Below are 24,030 nucleotides of genomic sequence, written 5' to 3' on the forward strand. Positions count from 1 at the left end.
TATGGCTGGTTTAAAACTTCAGGCCGTCACCAAATCCTATGACGGTAAAACACAGGTAATTCAGCCCATCGATCTGGATGTGGCAGACGGTGAGTTTGTGGTGATGGTGGGGCCTTCTGGCTGCGGGAAATCAACCCTGCTGCGCATGGTGGCCGGATTGGAACGCAACACCAGCGGTGATATTTATATTGATGGCGAACGGGTGACCGAGCGGGAACCGAAAGATCGCGGTATCGCCATGGTATTCCAGAACTACGCGCTGTACCCGCACATGAGTGTCTATGACAACATGGCCTATGGACTGAAAATCCGCGGGTTTGGTAAGGCGCAAATCCGCCAGCGTGTTGAAGATGCTGCGCGTATTCTCGAGCTTTTGCCACTGTTGCAGCGTAAACCGCGCGAGCTTTCCGGCGGACAGCGTCAGCGTGTCGCCATGGGCCGCGCTATCGTGCGCGAGCCCGCAGTATTTTTGTTCGATGAACCGCTCTCCAACCTGGATGCTAAACTGCGTGTGCAGATGCGGCTTGAGCTCCAGCAACTGCATCAGCGCTTGCGCACCACCAGTCTGTATGTCACACACGATCAGGTGGAAGCCATGACGCTGGCAGAACGCGTGATTGTGATGAACAAAGGGATTGCCGAACAGATTGGGCCGCCGACGGAAATTTATCGCCGCCCGGCCTCGCTGTTCGTCGCCAGTTTCATCGGCTCTCCCGCCATGAACTTGTGGGCTGGGCGCATTAGCGATGACGGCACGCAGTTTATGTTCAGCGCGGAGTTTGTCTTGCCGTTACCGGTGGCAAAACACGCGTGGGGCGGACGGGCATTGACGTTGGGCGTCAGACCGGAGCATATTCAGTTGACCACGCGTGAGGCGGGTGGCATACCGCTATTGCTGACCACCCTTGAGCTGCTGGGCGCGGATAACCTGGCGCACGGTGCATGGGGGGAACAGCGGGTAGTGGTGCGCCTTTCCCACGAGCAGTGCCCGGCGCGCGGCGACACCTTGTGGCTGGCTCTGCCAGCGCAGGCGTGGCATTTCTTTGATACTGAAAGCGGATTGCGGGTGGAATAATGGAAAAACAGTGGCCTTATCCGGCAATTGTCGCCCATCGCGGCGGCGGCGCATTGGCACCGGAGAACACGCTGGCCGCCATCGATATGGGGGCGCATCACGGGCATAAAATGATCGAGTTTGATGCCAAGCTCTCTCAGGATGGCGAAATCTTTTTGCTGCATGATGATACGTTGGAGAGAACCACTAACGGCTGGGGCGTGGCGGGCGATTTGCCTTGGGATAAGCTGGTGGGGTTGGACGCGGGTGTGTGGTACAACACGCAATTTGTTGGTGAGCGCTTACCTCTGTTATCCGAAGTGGCGTCGCGCTGCAAGCAGTAGGCTTAGCGGCCAATATCGAGATCAAACCTACTACCGGGCAAGAAACCCTCACCGGTCGCATGGTCGCGCAAGCGGCGGCGCAGTTGTGGCGCGATCACCCGATTGAGCCGCTGCTCTCTTCTTTCTCCGTTGACGCACTGGCCGCCGCACAGCAGGCGGTGCCAGCGCTGCCGCGCGGGCTGTTGCTGGATGAATGGGAAGAAGACTGGCTGCGTCTGACGCGCGATCTTGGCTGCGTTTCTATTCACCTCAACCATGAGCTGCTGGATGCGCAACGGGTGGCGCTACTGAAAGCGGCTGGACTGCGCATTTTGGTCTATACCGTGAACGCGCCAGCGCGCGCGTGATTTGCTGGCCTGGGGCGTTGACTGTATCTGTACAGACCGGATAGATTTAATCGGCGCGGAATTTGTCGCCGGCTAAATCCGCCCACATCCCCTGAGCGATGCTCAGGGGAGATAATAATTCGTCTAACAAGCCGGTGATGGCGCCCCTTTCCGTATGCGCGAGGTTGCCTGAGGTGTCCGGACTTGTTAGTGGGCGCTTACATTAATCAGGCTATCTGGCGCTGCTGAGTGAGGCATTGAAGTATTACCCTATGCCCCCCTTTGTACTCTCCTTTTGGCACCAGGTGGTGATTTCACTGCCGCTGTTTGTATTGATTATTCTTGGCTACAGCCTGATCCGGTTTGCCAAATGGCCCACTGCCTTTACCGATGGCGTCAGTCGCTTTGTCTTCTCTGTCGCCCTGCCTGCCATGCTGTTCCGCATGATGAGTGATTTTTCCAAACGCCCCCCGGTGGATGCCCGGTTGCTGATCGCGTTTTTCGGCAGTTGCCTGATCGTGTTCGTGATTGGCCGTATCGTTGCCCGCAAGGTGTTTGATTTGGATGGCGTCTCCGGCTCGGTTTTTGCGCTGAGCGGTATCTTTTCCAACAACGTTATGCTGGGGTTGCCGCTGGCGACCACGATTCTTGGCGAAGAAGCAGTGCCTTCCGTGGCGCTGGTGTTGGTGTTTAACGGCCTGATTTTGTGGACGCTCGTCACCGTGTCGGTGGAGTGGGCGCGCAACGGCTCGCTGTCGCTGCAAGGATTTGGCAAAACGGCGGTCGGGGTGCTGAAAAACCCGCTGATCATCGGTATCTTGTCCGGCACGCTGTTCAGCCTGACCGGGTTCTCCCTACCGGACTTTGTCGATCAGCCGGTAGGGATGTTGTCACAGGCGGCGGTGCCGCTCTCGTTGATTTCACTCGGTATGGGGTTGGCGGAATACCGGGTGCGCGATGGCTGGCAAATCAGCGCCGTAGTATAGCCAAGCGACATTATTTTGATAACAGCCAGCTATGCTTCTTTGCCGCATATCAGGGCATAGGATGTAATCATTTTTAAGTCGGTTGGCTATATGTGTGCTCAAACTGCTGGTGCAGCCTTTGGTTATCTGGGGGCTGGCGGTAATGCTTGGGCTGCCGGAAATGGAAACCCGCGTGGTGGTTCTGCTGGGCTCAATGGCGGTAGGGGTTAACCTCTACCTGATGTCGTGCCAGTTTAACGTGCTGGGCGGCCCCATTGCCGCCAGCCTGCTGCTATCGACAGCGCTGATTCTGGCGCTGATGGGGGTGAGTCTGTAGCGTATCAGTAGCGGGGCTGATTTTGCTGCTGCGTCCGCTGCTGATTTTGCTGGAGCTGACGCCGCAACTCTTGCTGTTGCTGCTCGCTACGGCGCTGAATATCCTGATTCAACTGCTGTTTCTGCAACTGTTGGTTCTGCTGCATTTGCTGTTGCAGGCGTTGCTGGCTGGGGATAGTGTTTTCAAGCTGTTGTTGCTGGGTGGTGAGCCTTTGGGTATTTGCCTGCGTGCCCAGCGACACCAAGGCCAGGCAAACTATCGGAATCAGATAACGGGTCATGATGCGTACCTCCTGTATACAGTGTACGCGTCCGGCCGAAAAACGTCGCGGTATGTTGTCTGAATTCCTGCTTAGGGGTCAGGGGCGGCGTGTTATATACTGGCGGCCTGAAAACGCTTTTGTTGACCAATTCTTATGTTTCATATTGCGCTCTATGAGCCACAAATTGCCCCGAACACCGGTAATATCATCCGTCTGGTTGCCAATAATGGCTGCAAACTGCATCTGATTGAACCGATGGGTTTCGATCTGGATGAGAAAAAGGTGCGTCGCGCCGGACTGGATTATCACGATCTGGCGAATGTCAGCCGCCATAAAAATTATCAGGATTTTCTGGCTGCCGTAGCCGGTCAGCGCATTTTTGCCTGCACCACCAAAGGCAGCCGTCCTTACGATCAACCGGACTATCAGCCGGGGGATGTGCTGCTGTTCGGTTCGGAGACCGCCGGATTACCGGATGCGATTCGTAACGGTTTTACGCCGGAACAGCGTATTCGCATTCCCATGCAATCGAACAATCGCAGCCTCAACCTCTCGAATGCGGTTGCCATCATCAGCTACGAAGCGTGGCGGCAAAACGGATTTGGCGGCGGCAGCTAACGCGCCGCTATTTAACGCCTAGGAATTTCAAACTTTTTGGGGCCCCTGATTTCGGGGGCTGGCAACGATGAAAACCGGCTTTTTTATCGTGAATGCCTCTGTGTTTGGGTGATTTTTGAACACATTGCGCGTTTTTTGATTACATCGCCGAATTCCAGGCAGAGTTTCCCCGCATTATCCAACGTAACGCATTCGCGCTATCTCCCCGGCGTTCGCGATTAGCTTCTCCAGGGCCGTTGCCGGCAGCGCCCGGCTGAACGCCATTTTTGCCCCGCACAGCAGGCAGGCAAACGGGTCTGTATTCAGTAATCCCTGACTCAGCGTTGTGTATGTCACTGGCGCTGCTTTTTTCACATTATCCTGCCCCAGGGCTTTTCTCACCAGAGGCAACAGTTTTCCCACTACGCGGTTAGCTGTCAATACCGATTGAATTCTGACCCACCCTGCCAAAGTAAAACTGACCCACCCCCTTTGAATTACTCGAGCGTAGCTGCTTTAGTTTTCTTCTGGATCTGACCGCTTTTCAGCTTATCTTTCAGTCGATAGCTTTGACCGCTGATTTGCGCTATATGCGCATGGTGAAGCAGCCGATCCAGCATCGCCGCCGTCAGCGTTTCATCATCTCCGAATGTCCCCGACCACTGGGTAAACGGCAGGTTGCTGGTCAGGACCACGCTGCCTGACTCATACCGTTTAGCGATAACCTGGAAGAACAGATTGGCTTCCATTTTACCGAAGGGAAGGTAGCCAACCTCATCTATGATCAACAACTTAGGCTTACCCATAACGCGATTAAGATAGCTTTTTAACTCCCCCTGACGATGTGATGCGAGCAGCTGTAGCATCAGATCTGCGGCTGTGACGAACCGAATACTCATTCCTGCCATCGCGGCTCTGTAGCCGAGTGCTGTCGCCAGGTGCGTTTTACCTACCCCGGACGGACCCAGCAAGACCAGGTTCTCCTGACGCTCGATAAACGCCAGCCCGGCCAACTCCTGGATCTGATTGCGAGGTACGCCACTCGCAAAGGCGAAATCAAACTGCTCCAGCGTCTTGATCACCGGTAGGCCTGATATAGCCAAGCGACTTAATTTTGATTACACCATATGGACTGAGAACAAACTCTCTGTATCGCAACCCATCTCTCTTTTTTTGCTTTTTGCTTGTGCCCATTTATGCTCAATTGGGTTAAGATCTGGCGAATATAGCCAACCGACTTAAAAATGATTACATCCTATGCCCTGATATGCGGCAAAGAAGCATAGCTGGCTGTTATCAAAATAATGTCGCTTGGCTATATGTAGGCAAATACTCCACCATATACCCTGCATCGATGATGACTTGTTGAATATTATGTTTTTTGTGAAAAGTGGCATTGTCCATCATGATTACACTGTTTTTAGGGAGTACTGGGATAAGGACTTGTGTGACCCAGGCATAGAAAACATCGCTGTTAATATTGATATCAAATAATCCGATAGCAAACAGCGTTGTGCCTAATAAAGCGCCGATAACATTTGTTCTTCCCCTAGCTCCCCAGTTCTTCAGGCCAAAACACCGTTGACCTTTTGGGGAATAGCCGTGAGTCCGTGGGGCATCGTGTGAAAAACCACTTTCATCAATAAAAACAATAGGTTTACCTTCTTTTTCATACTGTTGTTTTTTTTGTTGAAATCCCTGCCGGGCGTTTTCGTCGGCTTTCGGATGACGTAGAGTTTTTTTTATAGGTCAATCCCAGCTTTTTAAGCGCTTGCCAAATGGCCTTCTGACAAACGCCAAAACGCTCTGCACGTTCTTTTTGGTAAGCATCTGGATATTGTTCAACATCTTTTATCAACTCGGATTTATCGATCTTTCGCTGACGCGTGGTCGATGCTTTGCTCCATTCCCACTCGAAACGCAACAAAGTGACCCACTGGCCAGAGTCGGATAAAATCACCGTTCTGGCCCTACTGGAGATCCCGTTGCATGCAGGGAAAACATCTGACTCACAAAGAACGGTTCTACATCGAAAAGCGGCGTGGTGATGGGGTTAACCAGGCCACCATCGCCCGGGAACTGGAGCTTCCTCGTTCTACCATCAGCAGGGAACTCAGACGCAATACCGACGCCGCTTTCAACGGGGTCTATTCCTGCAGAAGGGCCGAAACGTTGGCCAGAGGGCGGCGGCAGAAAACACGGCCGGACAGCGTGATTAACCAGCTTGAACCGCACATTCAGGACTTTATCAGAACGGCGCTGTCTACCCACACCTCACCTGAGGTCATCAGTGGGCGCCTGGTCCTGGAATTTGGCCTGTCCGTCAGCAAGAACTCGCTCTATCGCTATATCCAGCAGGAGCGCCGGGCCGGCGGTGAGCTTTATCAGCAGCTCCCTCATCGGGGTAAACGGTATAACTATCAGACCGATGAGAACAAACGCGGTCCTATTCCCAACCGTGTTGGCATTGAGCAGCGGCCGGCCGTTGCTGACCTCAAGCAGGAACCCGGTCATTTCGAGATTGACACCATCTTTGGCAAAGATCAGAAATCATTCCTGCTGACGGTGGTCGATAAAGCCGTCAAGCTGGTCATCATTCGCAAACTGCCCAACAAGCGAGCAGAGACAGTGGTAGCGGCCTTCAGGGACATCGTTGCCAATACCTTCTGCGAGTTTAAAACCCTGACTGCTGACAACGGTTCTGAATTTTCCCAGCACGGGGAAATTACAAAAGTCACGGGGGCACCGGTCTACTTTGCCCGGCCATATCATTCCTGGGAACGCGGGTTGAATGAGCATACCAACGGGCTGATACGGCGTTTTTACCCGAAGGGAACGGACTTCAATTATGTCACCCATCGCAAGGTTGCAGCACTCGAACACCTGCTCAATACGCGAGGCAGAAAATCGCTGGGTTATCGTTCTCCAAATGAGGTATTTTTAACGCACTTACAGGCGGCATAATGCCCTACCGTTTTGTTGCGTTTCGACTGGGAATGGGGCTTTTGACTCTATTTGATTAATCCAACGCGATACAGAGGCAGGGCCAATCCGAAATTGCTTCGCTGTTTCTCGGATACTCAACCCTTCGTTTTTCCGTGTAGATATCACTTTACGTCTAAAATCAATTGAATAGCTCATTTAAATAATGTAATCAAAATTAAGTCGTTTAGCTATAACGGTTTTTTGACCATTTTTGTCAGAACAGGCCGGTCGTTGGTTATGGTGAAGTACGAATTAGCCATATAACCCCGGTCAACGCTGTCAGCCACCTCTTTCAGTCGAGTCTGTAAATGCCCGACGAAGGATTTACCCTCCACTGGCAGGCCGACCAGTCCACCATATTCAGCCTGTGTTTCTGTGCATTTTTCCATAGGTAAAAGCTGAGCATGGGTATCGGAATAACTATCCCCTCCGGGTACGCAAATATCTGCAGATTTCAGTTCCTGAACCAGCTGGCGGCAAACGCAAACCTCAAAAACTCGTCGATTCAGTCTGTGTGGAGTGTTATTACGCTTTGTTTCTCCGGTAACCAGTCCCCACCATTTATCAGGGATCCAGTCAAGATCCCGGGCGGTCAGCATGCCATTTTCCTTACTCCCGAGACGCAACCATTCACTGTGCCGGTGTTTGTTGGCCAGAACGAAGCAGCCTGGCGGCTGCAAATCGAAGTGTGGCAGGATAGCGATATTCTGAAACCCGCCAGCCGAAGGTTATCCCGTGTCACATTCCCCTGAGCATCAGCGCGTTCATACAAAAATGGTTAAGCAGATTTTCAAAACGGTGGTCCGACAGGGCAACCTCCCTTACCAGCAATTCCGCCTTTTCGTTGACAACGATCCTGACTGCACAGAGTGGTTCTGGACCACCTTCTACAGTGAATTCCCTGATTCTCCGTACCACTACGTTGCCTTCTGCCATACCTGTCGCCGGTTTGACCTGTACGAAACCGAAGCGGAGATGCTCTCCGATGACCCGCACGGATGATACCGGCATACAGCCCCGCCCCATGAAGACGCTGTTTCAGCGCAACAGGGCATGGGCTGACATCATGGAGGCATACCCGCTCCGGCCTGTAGAGATTGAGGTTGTCACAAAGATGCTGGCCTGCGGCACCCCACTGACGGGCAGCCGGGAATTTCGCTGCAGCAACCCCGACTGCACTCACCACCGTTACATCCATCAGAGCTGCCACGGACGCGGATGTCCGACCTGCGGCAAAAAGGCCACCGACCTGTGGATTGCCACCATGATGGCCCGCCTGCCGGATACGCCGTGCCAGCACGGCACATTCACGATGCCGGATACCCTGTGGCCATTGTTTGAAGCCAACCGCTGGCTGCTGAATGGCCTCTTTGCGCTGGCGGCGGACAACCTGCTGTACGCTGCGGAGCAGCGGGGCCTGACCACCGGTATTTTCGGCGCTCTTCACACGTATGGTCGCCAGCTTAACTGGAACTGCCATATTCACCTGTCGTGGACCTCCGGCGGCATAAATGAGCACGGTGCCTGGAAAAAACTGTCGTTTGCCCTGCCGAAGGTCAGGGCGCGCTGGGTATGGAATGTACGCCAGTATAGCCAAGCGACATTATTTTGATAACAGCCAGCTATGCTTCTTTGCCGCATATCAGGGCATAGGATGTAATCATTTTTAAGTCGGTTGGCTATAATGCTAGTAATGTCGGCGATTTTACGTGAACTGTCGTCAATATCATCCATAATGCTGACGACTTGCCCTACGATGGTATTCCCCTGATGAGCGATGTCGGTCGCGTTTTTCGTCAGTGCGGTGGCGCTGTGCGCATTGTCGGCATTAAGTTTTACCGTCGCGGTGATCTGCTCCATGCTTGCGGCTGTCTGCTGTAATGCGGCGGTTTGTTGTTCGGTACGTGAGGCCAGGTCGATATTGCCTGCGGCGATTTCTGTGGCGGCGAGACTCACCGATTCGCTGGTGGTCAGCAATTGCTGAGCGATATCGCGCAACTGGTTTTGCATGGTGTGAATCGCATAGAACAGGCTGCGGGTGTCTTTGGGCTGCACCGGGATGGTGTTGGTGAGTTGCCCATTGGACACGGACAACGCGATGCGTGCCGCTTCTGCCGGTTCGCCACCGATGGGGCGCAACACTTTCCGTGTAAAGATGATGCCCAGTGCGGCAGAGACCACAACAATGCTGATGACCATCAGCAGTAACGCGATATTGCGCTGGCGCTCCGTTGCGGCAAGCACGGCATCAATGGGAGCCGACAGCCCCAATAGCCACGGCGTGCCGGTGTTGCCAATGGTCACCGGAATGGTGAGGTCGTAGGATGCCGTTTTGAGTACCGGGTTTTCAGCGCTGGTGCGTATCGAGACCCCTTCAGACGCTGATTTTAGCAGGCTATCAGCATGGGCGGCGGGTTTGGTTACCTGCGCCTTATCGGGGTAGGCGATATAGGCACCGGATTGTGATAACAGCTCGGCGTAGCCGGTGCCTTTATAGGGCTTGATGGCATTGATAAGCTGTTGCAGCGTATCCAATGAAAAATCTGCCGTTACCGAGCCAAGAAAGTTGCCGTCAACCACGATGGACACCGCCATCGAGGTGAGCAGCACCTCTACGCCATTATAGGGATAGCTGTAGGGTTCAAGAATCACCTCCTGTTTCATCTTGCGCGGCAGTAGATATAGCCAACCGACTTAAAAATGATTACATCCTATGCCCTGATATGCGGCAAAGAAGCATAGCTGGCTGTTATCAAAATAATGTCGCTTGACGCCTAGGAATTTCAAACTTTTTGGGGCCCCTGATTTCGGGGGCTGGCAACGATGAAAACCGGCTTTTTTATCGTGAATGCCTCTGTGTTTGGGTGATTTTTGAACACATTGCGCGTTTTTTGATTACATCGCCGAATTCCAGGCAGAGTTTCCCCGCATTATCCAACGTAACGCATTCGCGCTATCTCCCCGGCGTTCGCGATTAGCTTCTCCAGGGCCGTTGCCGGCAGCGCCCGGCTGAACGCCATTTTTGCCCCGCACAGCAGGCAGGCAAACGGGTCTGTATTCAGTAATCCCTGACTCAGCGTTGTGTATGTCACTGGCGCTGCTTTTTTCACATTATCCTGCCCCAGGGCTTTTCTCACCAGAGGCAACAGTTTTCCCACTACGCGGTTAGCCAGAAAACCAAAGTAACGCACCATCCGGAAATGCTTCTCCGGTATATGCTTTATCAGCCGCAGTATCAGCTCACGCTGACTGAGCGCCAGGTCTTCATGCCTCCCCGTCCGGTGATCCAGAAAACGCAGGGTGATGCGGCTTCCCCCGTCGTAGTGTGCCAGTCGCGCACCCGACACAGGCAGTTTTTTCAGGTACCGGCCCAGGTACTTTGCTGTCTGCCGGGGATGTTTCGTCGGCTTCGCAAAATACACGTGCCAGTAAATCTCTCCCTGCTCATTTTTCCCCTGGCTGAGGATAAAGCGCTTCCATTCATCATAATCCCGGATGTGAGCCAGCTGCGGCGGCAGAACAAGAGACTCCCATGCAGACAGCAGATACTGGCGTACATTCCATACCCAGCGCGCCCTGACCTTCGGCAGGGCAAACGACAGTTTTTTCCAGGCACCGTGCTCATTTATGCCGCCGGAGGTCCACGACAGGTGAATATGGCAGTTCCAGTTAAGCTGGCGACCATACGTGTGAAGAGCGCCGAAAATACCGGTGGTCAGGCCCCGCTGCTCCGCAGCGTACAGCAGGTTGTCCGCCGCCAGCGCAAAGAGGCCATTCAGCAGCCAGCGGTTGGCTTCAAACAATGGCCACAGGGTATCCGGCATCGTGAATGTGCCGTGCTGGCACGGCGTATCCGGCAGGCGGGCCATCATGGTGGCAATCCACAGGTCGGTGGCCTTTTTGCCGCAGGTCGGACATCCGCGTCCGTGGCAGCTCTGATGGATGTAACGGTGGTGAGTGCAGTCGGGGTTGCTGCAGCGAAATTCCCGGCTGCCCGTCAGTGGGGTGCCGCAGGCCAGCATCTTTGTGACAACCTCAATCTCTACAGGCCGGAGCGGGTATGCCTCCATGATGTCAGCCCATGCCCTGTTGCGCTGAAACAGCGTCTTCATGGGGCGGGGCTGTATGCCGGTATCATCCGTGCGGGTCATCGGAGAGCATCTCCGCTTCGGTTTCGTACAGTTCAAACCGGCGACAGGTATGGCAGAAGGCAACGTAGTGGTACGGAGAATCAGGGAATTCACTGTAGAAGGTGGTCCAGAACCACTCTGTGCAGTCAGGATCGTTGTCAACGAAAAGGCGGAATTGCTGGTAAGGGAGGTTGCCCTGTCGGACCACCGTTTTGAAAATCTGCTTAACCATTTTTGTATGAACGCGCTGATGCTCAGGGGAATGTGACACGGGATAATCTTCGGCTGGCGGGTTTCAGAATATCGCTATTCTGCCACACTTCGATTTGCAGCCGCCAGGCTGCTTCGTTCGCTATAGTAGTCGCCGCTGCCGGGGGTTTCATAGTCAGTCAGATTGTGCAGCACCACGGTGCCCGCCGTGTCGCGATCGACATAGCGCACATAGCGGCCGTTCGGATCGTGCTCTGGTTGTCCGGCAAATTGCGCATCTTTGCCATCAAAGGCGTTCGGCTCCCATGCCAGTGACATCGACAGAAAATCAGGGTTATTTTGCAGGGCATTTTTCAGCAGGGTGTCCGCCATGTCGCGATCGGCGTGGCCGCTATTGCGCAGGCTGAGTACGCTTTGCCCCAGATTGCGCGCCACCGTTAACGCCAGATCCAGTTTGCGTTGCACCAGATAGCTATTGGTATAGGCGCTTTGGGCCAGATACTGCTGTGCATCGTTTTTTTGCTGCTGTGTCGACTGCCAAATCAATAAACCGATGGTGATGGCAAAGCCAAGGCCGATAGTCACGATACCTGCCAACAGCATGATCATCGGCAGAATTCCGTAAATCTTTATCCTTCACTGGCTCACGGCGATAACTCGCGTTAGCATGCAAAAAAACCATTACGGCAGGATGAAGCATGACGATAAAGCTGATTGCAATTGATATGGATGGCACGTTGCTTAACCCGCAACACCAGATTTCGCCCGCAGTAAGTGCGGCGATTGCGGCGGCGCGGAATCAGGGAGTGCACGTGGTGCTGGCCACCGGGCGGCCCTTTATTGGGGTAAAACGCTATCTGGAGATACTTGGGCTGGATAAAACCGGCGGCTATTGCATTACCAACAACGGCGCGTTGGTTCAGCGTACCGATACCGGAGAATGTGTGGCGCAAACGCCGCTGAGTTTTGACGATTATCTCTACTGCGAAGCACTTTCCCGCACCTTGAACGTGCACCTGCACGCGTTAGACTTCAACACCGTCTATACCGCCAATAAAGACATCAGTCGCTATACCGTTTATGAATCTCACCTGACAGGCATGCCGTTGAAATATCGGGCCGTTGAGGAGATGGACAGCACCCTGACCTTCCCGAAAGTGATGATGATTGATGAGCCAGAGCTTCTGGATAACGCGATTCGCCATATTCCTGACGAAGCGCGAGCGCGTTACACCATTATCAAGAGCGCCCCCTACTATTTAGAAATTATGGATAAGCGGGTTAACAAAGGTGAGGGGGTGCGTTTGCTGGCGGAGTATCTTGGACTGACAGCGGAAAACGTGATGGCGATTGGCGATCATGAAAACGATCTGGCCATGATTAGCTATGCAGGCACTGGGGTTGCCATGGGGAACGCCATTGATGAGGTCAAGGCGATCAGCCAGTTTGTCACCCGTCCCAATACGGAAGACGGTGTGGCCTACGCGATTGAAAAATTTGTTCTGAAAACAACGAACTGAGTTTTTCTGGTTATAAAAAAAAGGCGCTTTTCCTCACGGAGAAGCGCCTTTTTTTGGCTATCGCAGGTGATTATTTGTAGATAATCGCCGTGCCGCGCAGCAGGTCGCTACCGGTGGTGTTGGTGATAGAGAAGGCTTTCGCGCCTGCTTTATCTGCTTTTTCAGCCAGTTGTTCTTGAAGTGAACTCAGGTCATGCGCACCGCTTACGGAAATGACGCCGAATTCCTGGTATTTAGTGGCTTGTTGAGCGCTAACGCTTTCAGCAGCAAAAGCACCAAAGGAAAGGGAAGCAAGTACGGCAGCAGCAGCGATGGTTTTTACGTTTTTCATGATGTCTTATCCTGTTTTTGAATGTGTTGTTGAAAGACCATGTCTTTCGATGAAGGGAATGTTACACCCATGCTAAGAGAGTGTAAAAAGATCTGTATAAATGGCATTTTGAGGAAAACCTTCAGAGGACAAAAAATGCCTATCAGCAACGAACTTATTGACCAACTGCTTCAGGATTGCCACTCCCCTCAGGAGCTTCTGGGTGAATCAGGCCTACTCAAGGAGCTGACTAAAAGACTGGCGGAACGGGTTCTTCAAGCTGAGATGGAGATACACCTTGGGTATGCTAAGCATGACCCTGCTGGTATAGCCAAGCGACATTATTTTGATAACAGCCAGCTATGCTTCTTTGCCGCATATCAGGGCATAGGATGTAATCATTTTTAAGTCGGTTGGCTATATCTGCTGTCTGCATGGGAGTCTCTTGTTCTGCCGCCGCAGCTGGCTCACATCCGGGATTATGATGAATGGAAGCGCTTTATCCTCAGCCAGGGGAAAAATGAGCAGGGAGAGATTTACTGGCACGTGTATTTTGCGAAGCCGACGAAACATCCCCGGCAGACAGCAAAGTACCTGGGCCGGTACCTGAAAAAACTGCCTGTGTCGGGTGCGCGACTGGCACACTACGACGGGGGAAGCCGCATCACCCTGCGTTTTCTGGATCACCGGACGGGGAGGCATGAAGACCTGGCGCTCAGTCAGCGTGAGCTGATACTGCGGCTGATAAAGCATATACCGGAGAAGCATTTCCGGATGGTGCGTTACTTTGGTTTTCTGGCTAACCGCGTAGTGGGAAAACTGTTGCCTCTGGTGAGAAAAGCCCTGGGGCAGGATAATGTGAAAAAAGCAGCGCCAGTGACATACACAACGCTGAGTCAGGGATTACAGAATACAGACCCGTTTGCCTGCCTGCTGTGCGGGGCAAAAATGGCGTTCAGCAGGGCGCTGCCGGCAACGGCCCTGGAGAAGCTAATCGCGAACGCCGGGGATATAGCGCGAATGCGTTACGTTGGATAATGCGGGGAAACTCTGCCTGGAATTCGGCGATGTAATCAAAAAACGCGCAATGTGTTCAAAAATCACCCAAACACAGAGGCATTCACGATAAAAAAGCCGGTTTTCATCGTTGCCAGCCCCCGAAATCAGGGGCCCCAAAAAGTTTGAAATTCCTAGGCGTCAAGGCGGTCAGGCAGAATAATAAACTAACAGCCGAGAGAAACCTTATGACATTAACGCAATCTTGGCGTTATACTGACATAATATTTACGTTTTAAGGCCGGTGGAGCAAAAGCAGATGGATCCTTTTAAATTTAGATGGACGAAACGTCACGACGATTTTTGCATCTCAGAAAATATTTTTCTTCAGCAGCCATTCAATATTAAAGGTGTTTATAAAACCAGAAATCTGCTGTTATTTCAAAAAGGCTCGAGCGTTAAAATAACCCAGAATGTTTGGGTTGAAAGCTTTGCCACTATGCACCAACGTAGTTTTTGCTCAATGGGTGCGTTTTCCTATGCTAGGCTGTGTCCCTTAATTGCACGATAGATGAAAAATCGTAAAAAGCAGGCTGTTTTTGACAGTAAAAAAAACCAAAATCAGTCCAAAAAACGAACAGATTCGATGTGTTTTTCTCATTTCCAATGGCTTTGTTGAATAAATCAGAATTAGCCGACAGGATGACTCCCTCTGCTACACCTGTTATCCGATCCTGACGCTGTGTGGCATACCCAACAACGTCATACGATTCAGCGCTTTGACCATCGCCATGGCTTCACCCACCTGAGCATCGTAGTCACGCAGGCTCAGGTGGCCACCCAGCAAAGTTTTTATGCGGAACATCGCTGTTTCTGCCACTGAACGCCGGTGATAACCCACTTTCTTTTTCCACATATCATTACTCCCGCTCAGACGCTGATTCGCCACCGCATGGTTACGTTCATAGTACTTGTCCGGCCAGTATTTGGCTCCGCTTCGCGGCGGGATAAGGGGCCTGATTTTCTTTCTCAGCAACGCATCGTGGCAGTAACGGGCGTCATAAGCACTGTCTGCTGACACTTCCCTGATTTTCCGGTGGGTTTGGTTAATCAGGCCCGGCAGTGCCTGCGCATCTGTCGTTCCGCTGAGCGATAAGTCGGCACAGATAATCTCATGCGTCGCACTGTCTGCTGCCAGATGAAGCTTGCGCCACACTCTTCGTCTGTCAGCCCCATGCTGCCTGACTTTCCATTCACCTTCGCCAAAGACCTTCAGACCGGTACTGTCGATGACCAGATGCGAGATTTCACCACGCGTTGGCGTTTTTATGCTGATACTGACGGTTTTTGCCCGCCGACTGACCAGAGAGTAGTCCGGGCAGCGCAGTGGCAGGCTCATCAGTGTAAAAACCGAGTCGGCAAAGCCCTGTAATGCCCGGAGCGACAGGTTAAACACGCGCTTTATCATCAAAACCGTGGTAACAGCCATATCGGTGTAGTAAAGCGGCCGACCACGACCTTCAGGCGAAGAACTGTCAGTCCATGCAGCGATGGCCGACTCATCAAGCCAGACCGTCAGGGAGCCGCGTTGTCTGAGTGCTTTGTTGTAGGTGGGCCAGTTGGTGATTTTAAACTTTTGCTTTGCCATGGGGAGCTGCTATCGGGAGCGATGATAGTGCTCTGATCCGGCGATCCCCTGAAAGTTCGATTTATTCAACAAAGCCATTTCCAATCAGTGAAAATTAATTAAGGGACACAGCCTAACAGTCGGTTACGTGGTGACACTCAGATAGGCCGATTCTGTAGCATCGCAGGGGGAGTAAAAGTAATGGGGCCTGACCACCCCACCGATCGATTTACCAGTCATTTGTTTACCTATATAGGTGTTGAAGCCAAAATGGCCAATGTAACGCCAACTGAATATGATAAATTACATCGGCCCGCACCAATAATCGGCAACGATGTGTGGATTGGTGAAGATGTGACCTTGAAAACAGGGATTACAATTGGTCATGGGGCTGTTATTGCTGCGAGATCTGTGGTCACGAAAGATGTTCCCCCCTATGCTATTGTTGGTGGAGTTCCAGCAAGAGTAATTCGATTTAGATTTGAGAATGATGTCATTCAAAAGTTATTATCGCTCGAATAGTGGAATTACAAACCCTATGACCTTCGTCATCAAAAAATGGATATCAATGAATTCGTGGAGAGCCTTGAAAAGAAAATCTCCATGGGTGATATATCTAAGCAAGAATACAAAAAAATCCATTTATCAGATGTTTTTAAATCATTGTGTTAATTTTTCTTTTAGGAACGAGTCAGAAGTATGCGTACGAGAAGGCGATTAGCGCACAGAAGATAACGAAGAATATCCGTATTGATGGTGGTAAAACCGGGAGGGGGCTACTCCAGCGATGGCGACAGGGAGAGCCCTACAGCCCCGTACATAGCCAGAGCATCGGTGGAATTAAGGGTAAAGTAGAACGGTGTAAAGGGCTTGAAGTATCGATATTAGCTATTATTCGATCATCGCTGGGGGGAGTAAACGGTGGCTGGCGGTAAAAGCGTTAAATATGTCATCATAAAACATCTTCAATGCGCCAATATAACGCCTCACATTTTTCGCAGGGTAATCATTTTTCTAAATGATTAATATCAGTCATGATTGTTTTGACCATATAATCAGCGCTGTATTTATTCGCTATTGAATCTAAAGTAGGCGTCGTTTTTGCGTTGAGGAAGTTAGGTAATGATTTTATATCATCGTGTGATAATATAAAAAATCTGTCTGGATTATAAAAATCATATTCCATAATGTGTACATTATTGGTTATTGATTTTTTATCAAAGACCAGCGCTTCTATGGCACGTAAAGTGACACCCTTCTGCCCTGCATGATTTATTTCTATGATGACGTCGCTTCTAATCACTTTTTTTACATTCTCATCATAGCTCAGAGATTCATTTTTACAGAATGACGGGTAATTCTTAGATTGTTTTTTCTTGTCGACTAAATAAAAATCAGATTGGTAATTGACACTGTTTAAACAATCATGGATTTCATTAAGATAAGTTTCTCTTTCCTCTCTATATTCACCAATAAAAAAACAAGATTTCTCATTCGAGAGAATTTGTGTCTTTCAAAATATCCGAGATATTTTTGTTCGTGTAGGGTAAAAATTGATTTAGAAAGGTTAGATTGAATTTTTTGCAGTCATCAGGATCGAAACTATAGATTATATCAAATTGATTCCGAACGGTATTGATAAAATCATCTTTTGGAAGGAGCCATTTTTTGTTTTCCTTCATCCCTTTTTCAAGATGAATGATGGTATCACGAATGATCAACACTTTCTTGCAGTCGATGCTTTTTATTAAATCCAGACAACCTAAAACACTAAAGCCATTGCAAATAATCAAATCATCGTGCTTTATTTCTCGCAGCTTTAGAAAATGATGTATTTTTACGAATAATTTATTGCTGATGCCGAGTTTTTTTAATTTAATATTGTTTTTTGTGAAGTGTTTCATCACATTGTTTTTTTCTTTTATGCCAAGTTTTGATAAATTTGCAATCATTAATTTTTCATAATTAGCATTCCACTCAATAAAGTAGATATTCATAAAATATTATCTGGAGTGAAAAATTATTTTAAATAGTAATAGGCAATTCTAGCGAGAATACCATCCAGAAAGTGATATTTTCTAAATGCATGCTTAGATTTTTTCTTCCATTGTAATGCATTTGCTGGCGTTAGCAGTTTGACATCATGCCATGTGGATGCCTTGTAGGCGGTTTGGAAATAGATCGTTGATGGATATTGTCCCCATGCGCTCCACGGTTTTGTCGTACCGACATAATGGATAAATACACTTTCGTCATTAATAATATTTTTAAATTTTAGGTGTGTTTTATCTTGAAGCTCGCTTTTTATACTGTAGATACAATTGAACTTTCGCGGTAAGAGAACAGTTTTACCACACAACAGAATATTAAGGGCATCTTGATCTGGATATTTTAGGGTTGTGTTTTCTTTAATAAACGCCAGGGTTCTTTCAGTGAGTTGATTCGCTGTCCAGTTTTTCAGGTGCGTAAACATTACGCCTGAATTGAAGTAATCAGTCTTCATTGCTGGGTTTTCTAAGCGAAGTGCACATTGTTCCCGGATGGTACTAATATCTGGAACTACTGCGCATATGTTAGTTTTAAAATCGAGAGTGGATAATTCTGCCAGGTTGTTCTTACACATCACATCAGCATCAAGATACAGCAAGGTATCTAGCTTCTCTGCAAGATAATCAAAGGCTGTAAGGCGAAAATACGCAGAGCAAGGCCATTTATCTTGTGGTAGATCAGCTAATAACTTGGTATTGACTTTATAGATGTGAATATTGACATGATACCGATTCGCCATGGCTTCAAAGCGGGATGTGGTCTCACTGTCAATATAGTATGTGAAAAAATGAAATGCCAACGGAATAGTAGTATTGATGACAATCGACGTTGCGGAAATAGCGGCACCTAGCATAAAGTTTTTATCTATGCCATAGGCGATATTAAAGAACGTGACCGCTGAATTGTTACCAATAATATCAACCGTTCTCTCTACAATGGCTGATTTATCAAAATACATGTTCGCTCTCTTACGTAATTATCGGGCTAGTAATTTCTTCGTAAAATACTTAGCGTAGCTTATCAACGAAGGGAATATATTCCCTTTGTGAGCATAATGTTTGGCGCAGTATCTTAGTTGAGTTGACGATCTTGCCTTTTCCAGCGGTGAATTTGCCCAAGGAGAATGCGATTTCGCGATTTGAAAACAGTGACTATTAGGATAATCAGCCCATTCATGCCAAGGTTTTGTTGGCCCGATATAATGAATAAAGATGGCGTTATCTGTAATAAAATGTGTCGTGTCTTTATTTTTATTTAGTTCGTAGTTAATGCTATATTGGTTATTGTATTTCTTTGAAAGGAACAAAACTTTATCAACAAATAGCATATTTAGAATGTCTTGATCTAAAAACGAAATTCTATTTTTGACCTCATCATTGTCAAGCATCGTCATGGCTTGACGACTAATGTCTTCTTTTCCCCATTGAGCAACATTGATCAACAGAAAACCTGCATTAAAATAACCTGCGCTGATTCTATCATCTCGCAGCGCCTGCGCCCGCTTGGTCCACCAAGGGCTCTCGCCTTCAGTGACTACCGCAGCAAGATAATTGTCCAATTCTAGTTCAACTAATTCATCTACATTGCCGTTACAGATGATATCGGCATCGAGATAAAGAATTTTGTCTTTTAATTCGTAAAAATAGTCGGCAATGATAAATCTGAAGTATGTGGCGTAGGACCAATTCTTGGTGCTGGGAAGTGACTTGAGTTCGTCACAATTCACAATGTAAATTATGATTTGAGCATTGTACTGATGACTTAGTTTAGTGAATTCCTCTCTATTTTTTTTATCAAAAAAATCAGTGAAAACATGAAATGTGAAATTCGTTTGCTTATTGTTCAGTAAAATAGAGGCTATAGATATCCCGCAACCAAAGATGAAATTTTTGTCAATTCCATAGGCGATGTTTAGCGTTTTTTTCGACGCGTCTAACGATATATTTTCGTTTAAAACCAGCTTCTTGATAATCACTGTTTGAGGGGTAAAATACATACTTTCACCATTTTACGTTGTTCAATTTAATTATTTTTGTGATGCGGTAGTTATGACCTTTTTAAAGGTGCGATAATACTTATCATCATAAAAATCATGAATAGAGGCTTTTATTGTTTCTACATCAGATATTTCTCTACTCACAATAATGGAAGAGAGGATAGCTTGTAAATTATTCAAATCCTTCACGGGATATAGCTGCCCATTAACCCCATTGCGAATGATATCTCCCGGCCCAGACGGACAGTCACTGCTCACACAATAGACACCATAGGACATAGCTTCGAGCAGTGTCATCGGGAGTCCTTCAAAGGCGGAACTCATGACAAACGCAGAAACGGTTTTGATATGGTTCTGAATGTAACCCCAAGGGTCTGCCTGCCAGCCATGCCAATATATCTGTTGATGAATACCGAGTTGCTGCGCATAGGCTTTACACGTCTCGGCATCTGATCCATCACCAATAAAATGGCATTCCCACTTGTCCGTTACGCCAGCAAAGGCATCCAGCATGTCTTTCAGGCGTTTTTGCCCTTCAAACTTCAGTCGGCCCACATAGATAAACACCGCATTTTCGCCGTGTGCGGGGCGAGGGATGACAATGGTTTGTGGCGTGACCGGATTGAAAATCACAGAGATGCGTTCGGCAGGAACACCGCGCTTTATTAATTGCTGCTTGATACCGGAGCTGATCGCCAAGTGATGATCTGCGACCAGTGCCTGTTCTGCATGTTTTTTATGATCGAGTGAGTAGTGCAGCCATGAAATTAGCGGCAGCGTTTTCTTGCTGTGACGGATCGCTTGTGCCGCAATTCGACAGGATGGTGCATCAAAAGCAATAACCGTATCCGGTTGGTTCTGTTTAATGAAGCGCGTCAGCGCAAACGCGTGACTCATTCTACGCAGAAAGGAGATCTTGATGGCGGAATGATGGCAAATAAAGTGCTTTCCTTCCAACCAGGCTTTATCCATGCGGTTATCGCGGCAGAGGAAATACAGGGTATAGGTGTTTTTAGTGTCTTGGTCACTTTCCAAAAAGCGGGTGACTTTTTTTATTACTGTTTCAATCCCGCCGAAACCGGATGTGGCCTCACCGACGAAAACTATATTCATAATGTTATTCAGGGCTCGGGTTAAAGTGCCTTACGCTCCGTTCTCTCTCGAATCTTTTCTGCTTTGGTAAACGCTTCGTGAAATAGCGCTTGTTCCTGATGCAGCGTAGTACGTAATGGTTGATGATCAAAGTAGATCTTAAGGAAAAACAAAAGATCGTGTTTGCTCAGTCCAATATCGAGTGAGGAGAAATAGAGGCCGATAAGATCTTTATTACGCCATCTCAGAGGAACACGCTTGCGGAGTTGCGCCCGATGCAGATCAATAACCGAAAGTGTAAATTGTTTATCAGTCGGCTGGTAAGGCTGGCGTAGGAAGAAATGGCAAATGTAGCAATCGCGATGATTAACGCCGCCGGCATGCATCTTTCTCACCATTTCAGCCACACGGCGAATCAGTCGCCGTTTTTCGGCATGCATTGGCGGATTTTTCGGCCAGTTGGCGCAATAATCTTCCAGACTGATGGCTGGGCTTAAATCCTCAGTAATGATAAAAGATTCGCGCTGTAGCGGGTTTACTCCCCGCTGGCCAAATGCTGCGCCAGTCATGGTGTCTACACCGAGTTCGTGCAAGCGGTGAATCGCGTTCCATTCGCGATCGGCGCCCAATACGGGCAGACGCAATGAAAACAGGTTTTTTAGGGCATCTTTCAATGCCGTGCCGCGATGTATTTTGATAAACCACGAACGTCCGGCCAAGGTAAAACGTAATGTTTTACGGCTCTCTAATGCGCGAAAGACCTCACCATCCAGTTTTTTGACTTCTTCGAACGGGTCGTGTTTCTGCCAGAGTGAGGCGAACGGCTCTTTTAACGTAATGACACTTTTCATTTAGTGACGATCCTGGCCCGAAATCAGCAGGGCGGCTTTTTCCGGTAAGCTGTAAAGATCTTCCGTATCGGCATAATGCCGGGCATTCTCCGACCAGTGATGCAAGGTTTCCGTTTGTCCTAATGCCTTGTGCAGCGCAGCGTTCAGCGCTTGCTGACTGAAGGGGGCGGCGATAACCTGGCCCGCTTGTGCTTTATCAATATGGAACGCGTAGCCACAGACTTCCGTCACGATAACCGGTAGCCCGGCAGTAATCGCTTCAAGGAGCACAATGCCTGCGGCCTCCTGATGTGCAGGATGGAGCAGCACGTCTGCGGCGGCCATAAAATCAGGAACATCGCTACGCCCAGCGAAAAAACGCACCTGTTTATCAATCCCTAACTGACCCGCCAGCGTCTGATAACGGTCGGGTTTATCTTGGCCTACAACCAGGAACACGACCTTTTTCCGCAGGTCTTCCGGCAGGCTGGCAACGGCGCGCAGGCTACGCTCGACACCCTTGCGCTTGAAATCTGAGCCGACTTGCAGCAGTACCAGCGCGTTTTCTGGGATATTTTGCGCATGACGAAAGGTTTGGCGAACGCCGGGTGTCTGCTGGTCATATTTTCTGTCCAGCGCAATGCCCGGCGGTAGAATCAGGAAACGCGCATCCTGCGTACCATAATGTTTTTTAAAATCTGCAATCTGGCGCTGAGTCAGCATTAGCATTTTGGTTTTCACATCCGGGCTGAACACCGCTTTTTCAAAAGCGGCATAGTGCTTATAGCGCGGCGTTAAGCGATAGAAAAATCCTTTCTCCTGCTCGACTTTTTCTGCATAGCACACATCGGCGGCGTAATAAAAATCCAGTCCCGGCATTTTGTTAAACCCCACCACGCGATCGGCAGGGTGTAATTGCAGATGGTGTTGCACCCATTCACTGTAGCGCTGATGCCGCGTGTTATTGCTAATACCCACCGTGGGCACCAAAATGATCTCAAGATTTTCTGGCTCTTCTCCCTGCCAGGACAAGACATACACGCGCACGCGGTGACCATGCCTGACACAGGCCTGAGCAATACTGAGAAAATCGCGTTGCAAGCCGGCAAAGGGGAAATATTTATACAAGCAGAAGGCAATATTCATGCAAAATTCCTTATCTTTCTGCGGTATTTAGCGGAGCACCCGTAGTGTGGGTCAGCAACTTTTCTGCGGCGTGAATAACGTCCTGAGCAGGGATACATGACAGGTATTTTTTATTTCTATCGAGATGTTCTCTTTCAGGCATCGCGGTGTAGTCCCCTGCCCACAGAACAATATGGTTATCTGACCAGGGACTCCATTTACGGTGATCCGTCGGCCCAAACAGACAAACCGTTGGCGTCGCGAGCGCTGCCGCCATGTGCATTGGTGCTGAGTCGACGCCGATATAAAGTACGGCCTTGTCGATTAACTCGGCCAGTTCGAGAAAATGCGTTTTACCGGCAAGCGACAGAGTAGGTTTGTGTTCGCACAGGGTATGGATCTCATTCACCACCGCCAAATCTTCGGCTCCAGGGCCACAGGTAAGGACGACCTCTAATCCTTGCTGTTTCAGATGATCAATGACCTGTGCAAATTTATCGTTATCCCAGCATTTAAAATACTGTCGGGCAGTCGGCTGAATGACCACATAAGGCGTTGCCGTTAACGCAGGCGCGAGGGCAAAAACGCGTTCAGCGTCTTCCGGGCCATAGTACAGCGACAGCGGCCGTGTCCTGTCTTCTTCTGGCACATCCAGGGGGGCGAGCAAAGAGAAGTTCTGCTCAACGATATGCTGCCCTGTTGGTTCCAGACAGCGGGTGAAACAGGCGCGCCATAGTAACTGCCGGGCCCCTCCGCGTTGGATGGAGAGACTGTAAGGGCAGTTCAATGACTTAATCAGCAGCGCTATTGGCCATTGGTCGGCCAGGTTCACAATCAGGTTATAGCTGTTGCGTTTGAGGGTGTTGCGCATGGTGATAAAATCACTGATTTTCTCCATTGCGCCAGCGGTTTTTCTTTTCAAACCGTATAACCGGTGGATATCCGGATGCTTGGAAAGGATAGGGCTGGTATCCTCGTAGAGCAGTACATCAATAGCGGCTTCTGGGTAGCGCGCTTTTAGCGTGCTGATAAGCGGCGTAGTCAACAGCATATCCCCATGAAAACGCAGCTTTACGATCAAGATCCGGTTATAGGTTAGGGTTTTGAGGCTCACTCGCTTTCCTTCAGTTAACGCACTTAAACGGCTTTGTTGAATAATTTAACCGTTTGATTTACATCTTCTTTAGTTAGAATGCATTTACAGAGAATGTATTTTGTTAGAACGACAAATCAAATAGTTAGCACAATAAAAAGCATTCCGAGAGGAAAAATTAG

General features: G+C 49.4%; 28 protein-coding genes and 4 pseudogenes. 12 read left to right on the plus strand and 20 right to left on the minus strand.

Translation table 11 applies throughout. The features are described from left to right. Window position 1 precedes the first annotated feature (1 nt). The 3 genes and pseudogenes from ACQGXV_RS11185 (at window position 2) to ACQGXV_RS11195 (ending at window position 3,026) form a co-directional block, all read left to right on the plus strand. Window positions 2–1,075 (plus strand): sn-glycerol-3-phosphate import ATP-binding protein UgpC, encoded by a 1,074-nt coding sequence (locus tag ACQGXV_RS11185; RefSeq protein ID WP_440866413.1) that lies wholly within the window; start codon window positions 2–4, stop codon window positions 1,073–1,075. Continuing rightward, a pseudogene (ugpQ, locus tag ACQGXV_RS11190) lies at window positions 1,075–1,821 on the plus strand (glycerophosphodiester phosphodiesterase). Before ACQGXV_RS11185 ends, ugpQ begins: the two are co-directional and overlap by 1 nt. A gap of 175 nt (window positions 1,822–1,996) precedes the next feature. After that, a pseudogene (locus ACQGXV_RS11195) lies at window positions 1,997–3,026 on the plus strand (AEC family transporter). Between the two features lie 4 nt (window positions 3,027–3,030). On the opposite strand, the gene ACQGXV_RS11200 reads toward ACQGXV_RS11195, so the two are convergent. Beyond that, window positions 3,031–3,306 (minus strand): DUF2756 domain-containing protein, encoded by a 276-nt coding sequence (locus tag ACQGXV_RS11200; protein WP_440866414.1) that lies wholly within the window; start codon window positions 3,304–3,306, stop codon window positions 3,031–3,033. Window positions 3,307–3,441: 135 nt separating this feature from the next. Here ACQGXV_RS11200 and ACQGXV_RS11205 point away from each other — a divergent pair, with 135 nt between their 5' ends. Beyond that, complete coding sequence (locus ACQGXV_RS11205; RefSeq protein ID WP_222159112.1) at window positions 3,442–3,906, plus strand: tRNA (cytidine(34)-2'-O)-methyltransferase; 465 nt, start codon at window positions 3,442–3,444, stop codon at window positions 3,904–3,906. Between the two features lie 174 nt (window positions 3,907–4,080). On the opposite strand, the gene ACQGXV_RS11210 is transcribed toward ACQGXV_RS11205, so the two are convergent. Continuing rightward, complete coding sequence (locus ACQGXV_RS11210) at window positions 4,081–4,296, minus strand: hypothetical protein (protein ID WP_440866415.1); 216 nt, start codon at window positions 4,294–4,296, stop codon at window positions 4,081–4,083. Between the two features lie 86 nt (window positions 4,297–4,382). After that, window positions 4,383–4,988, minus strand: a pseudogene (gene istB, locus ACQGXV_RS11215) (IS21-like element helper ATPase IstB); the annotation flags it as partial. Here istB and ACQGXV_RS11220 point away from each other — a divergent pair. Next, window positions 4,960–5,127, plus strand: a complete 168-nt coding sequence (locus ACQGXV_RS11220; protein ID WP_440866416.1) for a hypothetical protein — start codon at window positions 4,960–4,962, stop codon at window positions 5,125–5,127. The pseudogene istB and the gene ACQGXV_RS11220 overlap by 29 nt on opposite strands. Before the next feature lie 54 nt (window positions 5,128–5,181). On the opposite strand, the gene ACQGXV_RS11225 is transcribed toward ACQGXV_RS11220, so the two are convergent. Both ACQGXV_RS11225 and ACQGXV_RS11230 read right to left on the minus strand, forming a co-directional pair. After that, window positions 5,182–5,631, minus strand: a complete 450-nt coding sequence (locus ACQGXV_RS11225) for a transposase (RefSeq protein WP_440867379.1) — start codon at window positions 5,629–5,631, stop codon at window positions 5,182–5,184. Next, window positions 5,555–5,812, minus strand: coding sequence for an IS630 transposase-related protein (locus tag ACQGXV_RS11230; protein WP_440866417.1), 258 nt, complete (start codon window positions 5,810–5,812; stop codon window positions 5,555–5,557). The genes ACQGXV_RS11225 and ACQGXV_RS11230 overlap by 77 nt, the downstream gene beginning before the upstream one ends. Before the next feature lie 62 nt (window positions 5,813–5,874). On the opposite strand from ACQGXV_RS11230, the gene ACQGXV_RS11235 reads away from it, so the two are divergent. Further along, entirely contained in the window at window positions 5,875–6,849 is a 975-nt protein-coding gene (locus tag ACQGXV_RS11235) for an IS30 family transposase (protein WP_440862690.1), read from the plus strand. Here the strand turns inward: ACQGXV_RS11235 and ACQGXV_RS11240 are convergent. Further along, entirely contained in the window at window positions 6,835–7,026 is a 192-nt protein-coding gene (locus ACQGXV_RS11240; RefSeq protein WP_440866418.1) for an IS630 transposase-related protein, read from the minus strand. The two genes, ACQGXV_RS11235 and ACQGXV_RS11240, sit on opposite strands and share 15 nt — an antisense overlap. A 32-nt stretch (window positions 7,027–7,058) precedes the next feature. Then, window positions 7,059–7,469: a hypothetical protein gene (locus ACQGXV_RS11245; protein ID WP_440866419.1), complete on the minus strand. Its 411-nt coding sequence runs from the start codon at window positions 7,467–7,469 to the stop codon at window positions 7,059–7,061. A 136-nt stretch (window positions 7,470–7,605) separates the two neighbouring features. Here ACQGXV_RS11245 and ACQGXV_RS11250 point away from each other — a divergent pair, with 136 nt between their 5' ends. Further along, window positions 7,606–7,872: a hypothetical protein gene (locus tag ACQGXV_RS11250; protein WP_440864957.1), complete on the plus strand. Its 267-nt coding sequence runs from the start codon at window positions 7,606–7,608 to the stop codon at window positions 7,870–7,872. A gap of 22 nt (window positions 7,873–7,894) precedes the next feature. Beyond that, window positions 7,895–8,482: an IS91 family transposase gene (locus tag ACQGXV_RS11255; protein ID WP_440866420.1), complete on the plus strand. Its 588-nt coding sequence runs from the start codon at window positions 7,895–7,897 to the stop codon at window positions 8,480–8,482. A 1,318-nt stretch (window positions 8,483–9,800) separates the two neighbouring features. On the opposite strand, the gene ACQGXV_RS11260 is transcribed toward ACQGXV_RS11255, so the two are convergent. From ACQGXV_RS11260 to ACQGXV_RS11270, 3 genes are read right to left on the minus strand one after another with little or no spacing between them, the layout of a single operon-like run. Continuing rightward, a complete protein-coding gene (locus ACQGXV_RS11260; protein WP_440866421.1) occupies window positions 9,801–11,021 on the minus strand; it encodes an IS91 family transposase in 1,221 nt (406 codons plus the stop codon). Continuing rightward, window positions 11,005–11,271, minus strand: coding sequence for a hypothetical protein (locus ACQGXV_RS11265; RefSeq protein WP_440866422.1), 267 nt, complete (start codon window positions 11,269–11,271; stop codon window positions 11,005–11,007). The genes ACQGXV_RS11260 and ACQGXV_RS11265 overlap by 17 nt, the downstream gene beginning before the upstream one ends. A 35-nt stretch (window positions 11,272–11,306) precedes the next feature. Next, entirely contained in the window at window positions 11,307–11,819 is a 513-nt protein-coding gene (locus ACQGXV_RS11270; RefSeq protein ID WP_440866423.1) for a cache domain-containing protein, read from the minus strand. 89 nt (window positions 11,820–11,908) lie between these two features. Here ACQGXV_RS11270 and yidA point away from each other — a divergent pair, with 89 nt between their 5' ends. After that, window positions 11,909–12,730, plus strand: a complete 822-nt coding sequence (gene yidA / locus ACQGXV_RS11275) for a sugar-phosphatase (RefSeq protein WP_440866424.1) — start codon at window positions 11,909–11,911, stop codon at window positions 12,728–12,730. Between the two features lie 70 nt (window positions 12,731–12,800). Here yidA and bhsA read toward each other — a convergent pair whose 3' ends face one another. Further along, the gene (gene bhsA, locus ACQGXV_RS11280; RefSeq protein ID WP_222159009.1) at window positions 12,801–13,061 is read right to left on the minus strand and encodes a multiple stress resistance protein BhsA; all 261 of its coding nucleotides are present in this window, start codon (window positions 13,059–13,061) and stop codon (window positions 12,801–12,803) included. A 135-nt stretch (window positions 13,062–13,196) separates the two neighbouring features. Here bhsA and ACQGXV_RS11285 point away from each other — a divergent pair. Together ACQGXV_RS11285 and ACQGXV_RS11290 are read left to right on the plus strand one after the other, a co-directional pair. Further along, window positions 13,197–13,367 (plus strand): annotated as a pseudogene (locus ACQGXV_RS11285) (IS256 family transposase); the annotation flags it as partial. Window positions 13,368–13,511: 144 nt separating this feature from the next. Then, window positions 13,512–14,078 (plus strand): transposase, encoded by a 567-nt coding sequence (locus tag ACQGXV_RS11290; protein WP_440867380.1) that lies wholly within the window; start codon window positions 13,512–13,514, stop codon window positions 14,076–14,078. Between the two features lie 682 nt (window positions 14,079–14,760). Here the strand turns inward: ACQGXV_RS11290 and ACQGXV_RS11295 are convergent. Then, the gene (locus ACQGXV_RS11295) at window positions 14,761–15,684 is read right to left on the minus strand and encodes an IS5 family transposase (protein WP_440866425.1); all 924 of its coding nucleotides are present in this window, start codon (window positions 15,682–15,684) and stop codon (window positions 14,761–14,763) included. Between the two features lie 180 nt (window positions 15,685–15,864). Between ACQGXV_RS11295 and ACQGXV_RS11300 the strand changes: the two genes are divergently transcribed. Next, window positions 15,865–16,185: a CatB-related O-acetyltransferase gene (locus ACQGXV_RS11300; RefSeq protein ID WP_440866426.1), complete on the plus strand. Its 321-nt coding sequence runs from the start codon at window positions 15,865–15,867 to the stop codon at window positions 16,183–16,185. A gap of 484 nt (window positions 16,186–16,669) precedes the next feature. On the opposite strand, the gene ACQGXV_RS11305 is transcribed toward ACQGXV_RS11300, so the two are convergent. The 8 genes from ACQGXV_RS11305 to rfaQ all read right to left on the minus strand — a co-directional run bounded on the left by ACQGXV_RS11305 (window position 16,670) and on the right by rfaQ (window position 23,869). Beyond that, window positions 16,670–16,966: a hypothetical protein gene (locus ACQGXV_RS11305; protein WP_440866427.1), complete on the minus strand. Its 297-nt coding sequence runs from the start codon at window positions 16,964–16,966 to the stop codon at window positions 16,670–16,672. Between the two features lie 187 nt (window positions 16,967–17,153). Then, window positions 17,154–17,660 carry a hypothetical protein gene (locus tag ACQGXV_RS11310; RefSeq protein ID WP_440866428.1) on the minus strand — a complete coding sequence of 169 codons (507 nt, stop codon included), beginning with the start codon at window positions 17,658–17,660 and terminating at the stop codon, window positions 17,154–17,156. A 23-nt stretch (window positions 17,661–17,683) separates the two neighbouring features. Continuing rightward, window positions 17,684–18,670 carry a glycosyltransferase family 8 protein gene (locus ACQGXV_RS11315; protein ID WP_440866429.1) on the minus strand — a complete coding sequence of 329 codons (987 nt, stop codon included), beginning with the start codon at window positions 18,668–18,670 and terminating at the stop codon, window positions 17,684–17,686. An 18-nt stretch (window positions 18,671–18,688) separates the two neighbouring features. Beyond that, window positions 18,689–19,708, minus strand: coding sequence for a lipopolysaccharide 3-alpha-galactosyltransferase (gene waaO / locus ACQGXV_RS11320; protein WP_440866430.1), 1,020 nt, complete (start codon window positions 19,706–19,708; stop codon window positions 18,689–18,691). Window positions 19,709–19,738: 30 nt separating this feature from the next. Beyond that, the gene (waaB, locus tag ACQGXV_RS11325; protein ID WP_440866431.1) at window positions 19,739–20,821 is read right to left on the minus strand and encodes a lipopolysaccharide 1,6-galactosyltransferase; all 1,083 of its coding nucleotides are present in this window, start codon (window positions 20,819–20,821) and stop codon (window positions 19,739–19,741) included. A gap of 20 nt (window positions 20,822–20,841) precedes the next feature. Further along, a complete protein-coding gene (rfaP, locus tag ACQGXV_RS11330; protein ID WP_440866432.1) occupies window positions 20,842–21,651 on the minus strand; it encodes a lipopolysaccharide core heptose(I) kinase RfaP in 810 nt (269 codons plus the stop codon). Next, on the minus strand, window positions 21,652–22,776 hold the full coding sequence (locus tag ACQGXV_RS11335; protein ID WP_440866433.1) for a glycosyltransferase family 4 protein: 1,125 nt from the start codon (window positions 22,774–22,776) through the stop codon (window positions 21,652–21,654). It abuts the gene before it with no gap. Window positions 22,777–22,786: 10 nt separating this feature from the next. Then, complete coding sequence (gene rfaQ, locus ACQGXV_RS11340; protein ID WP_440866434.1) at window positions 22,787–23,869, minus strand: lipopolysaccharide core heptosyltransferase RfaQ; 1,083 nt, start codon at window positions 23,867–23,869, stop codon at window positions 22,787–22,789. Window positions 23,870–24,030: the final 161 nt, after the last annotated feature.

The organism is Symbiopectobacterium purcellii (assembly GCF_052050035.1).
Lineage (GTDB): Bacteria > Pseudomonadota > Gammaproteobacteria > Enterobacterales > Enterobacteriaceae > Symbiopectobacterium > Symbiopectobacterium purcellii_A.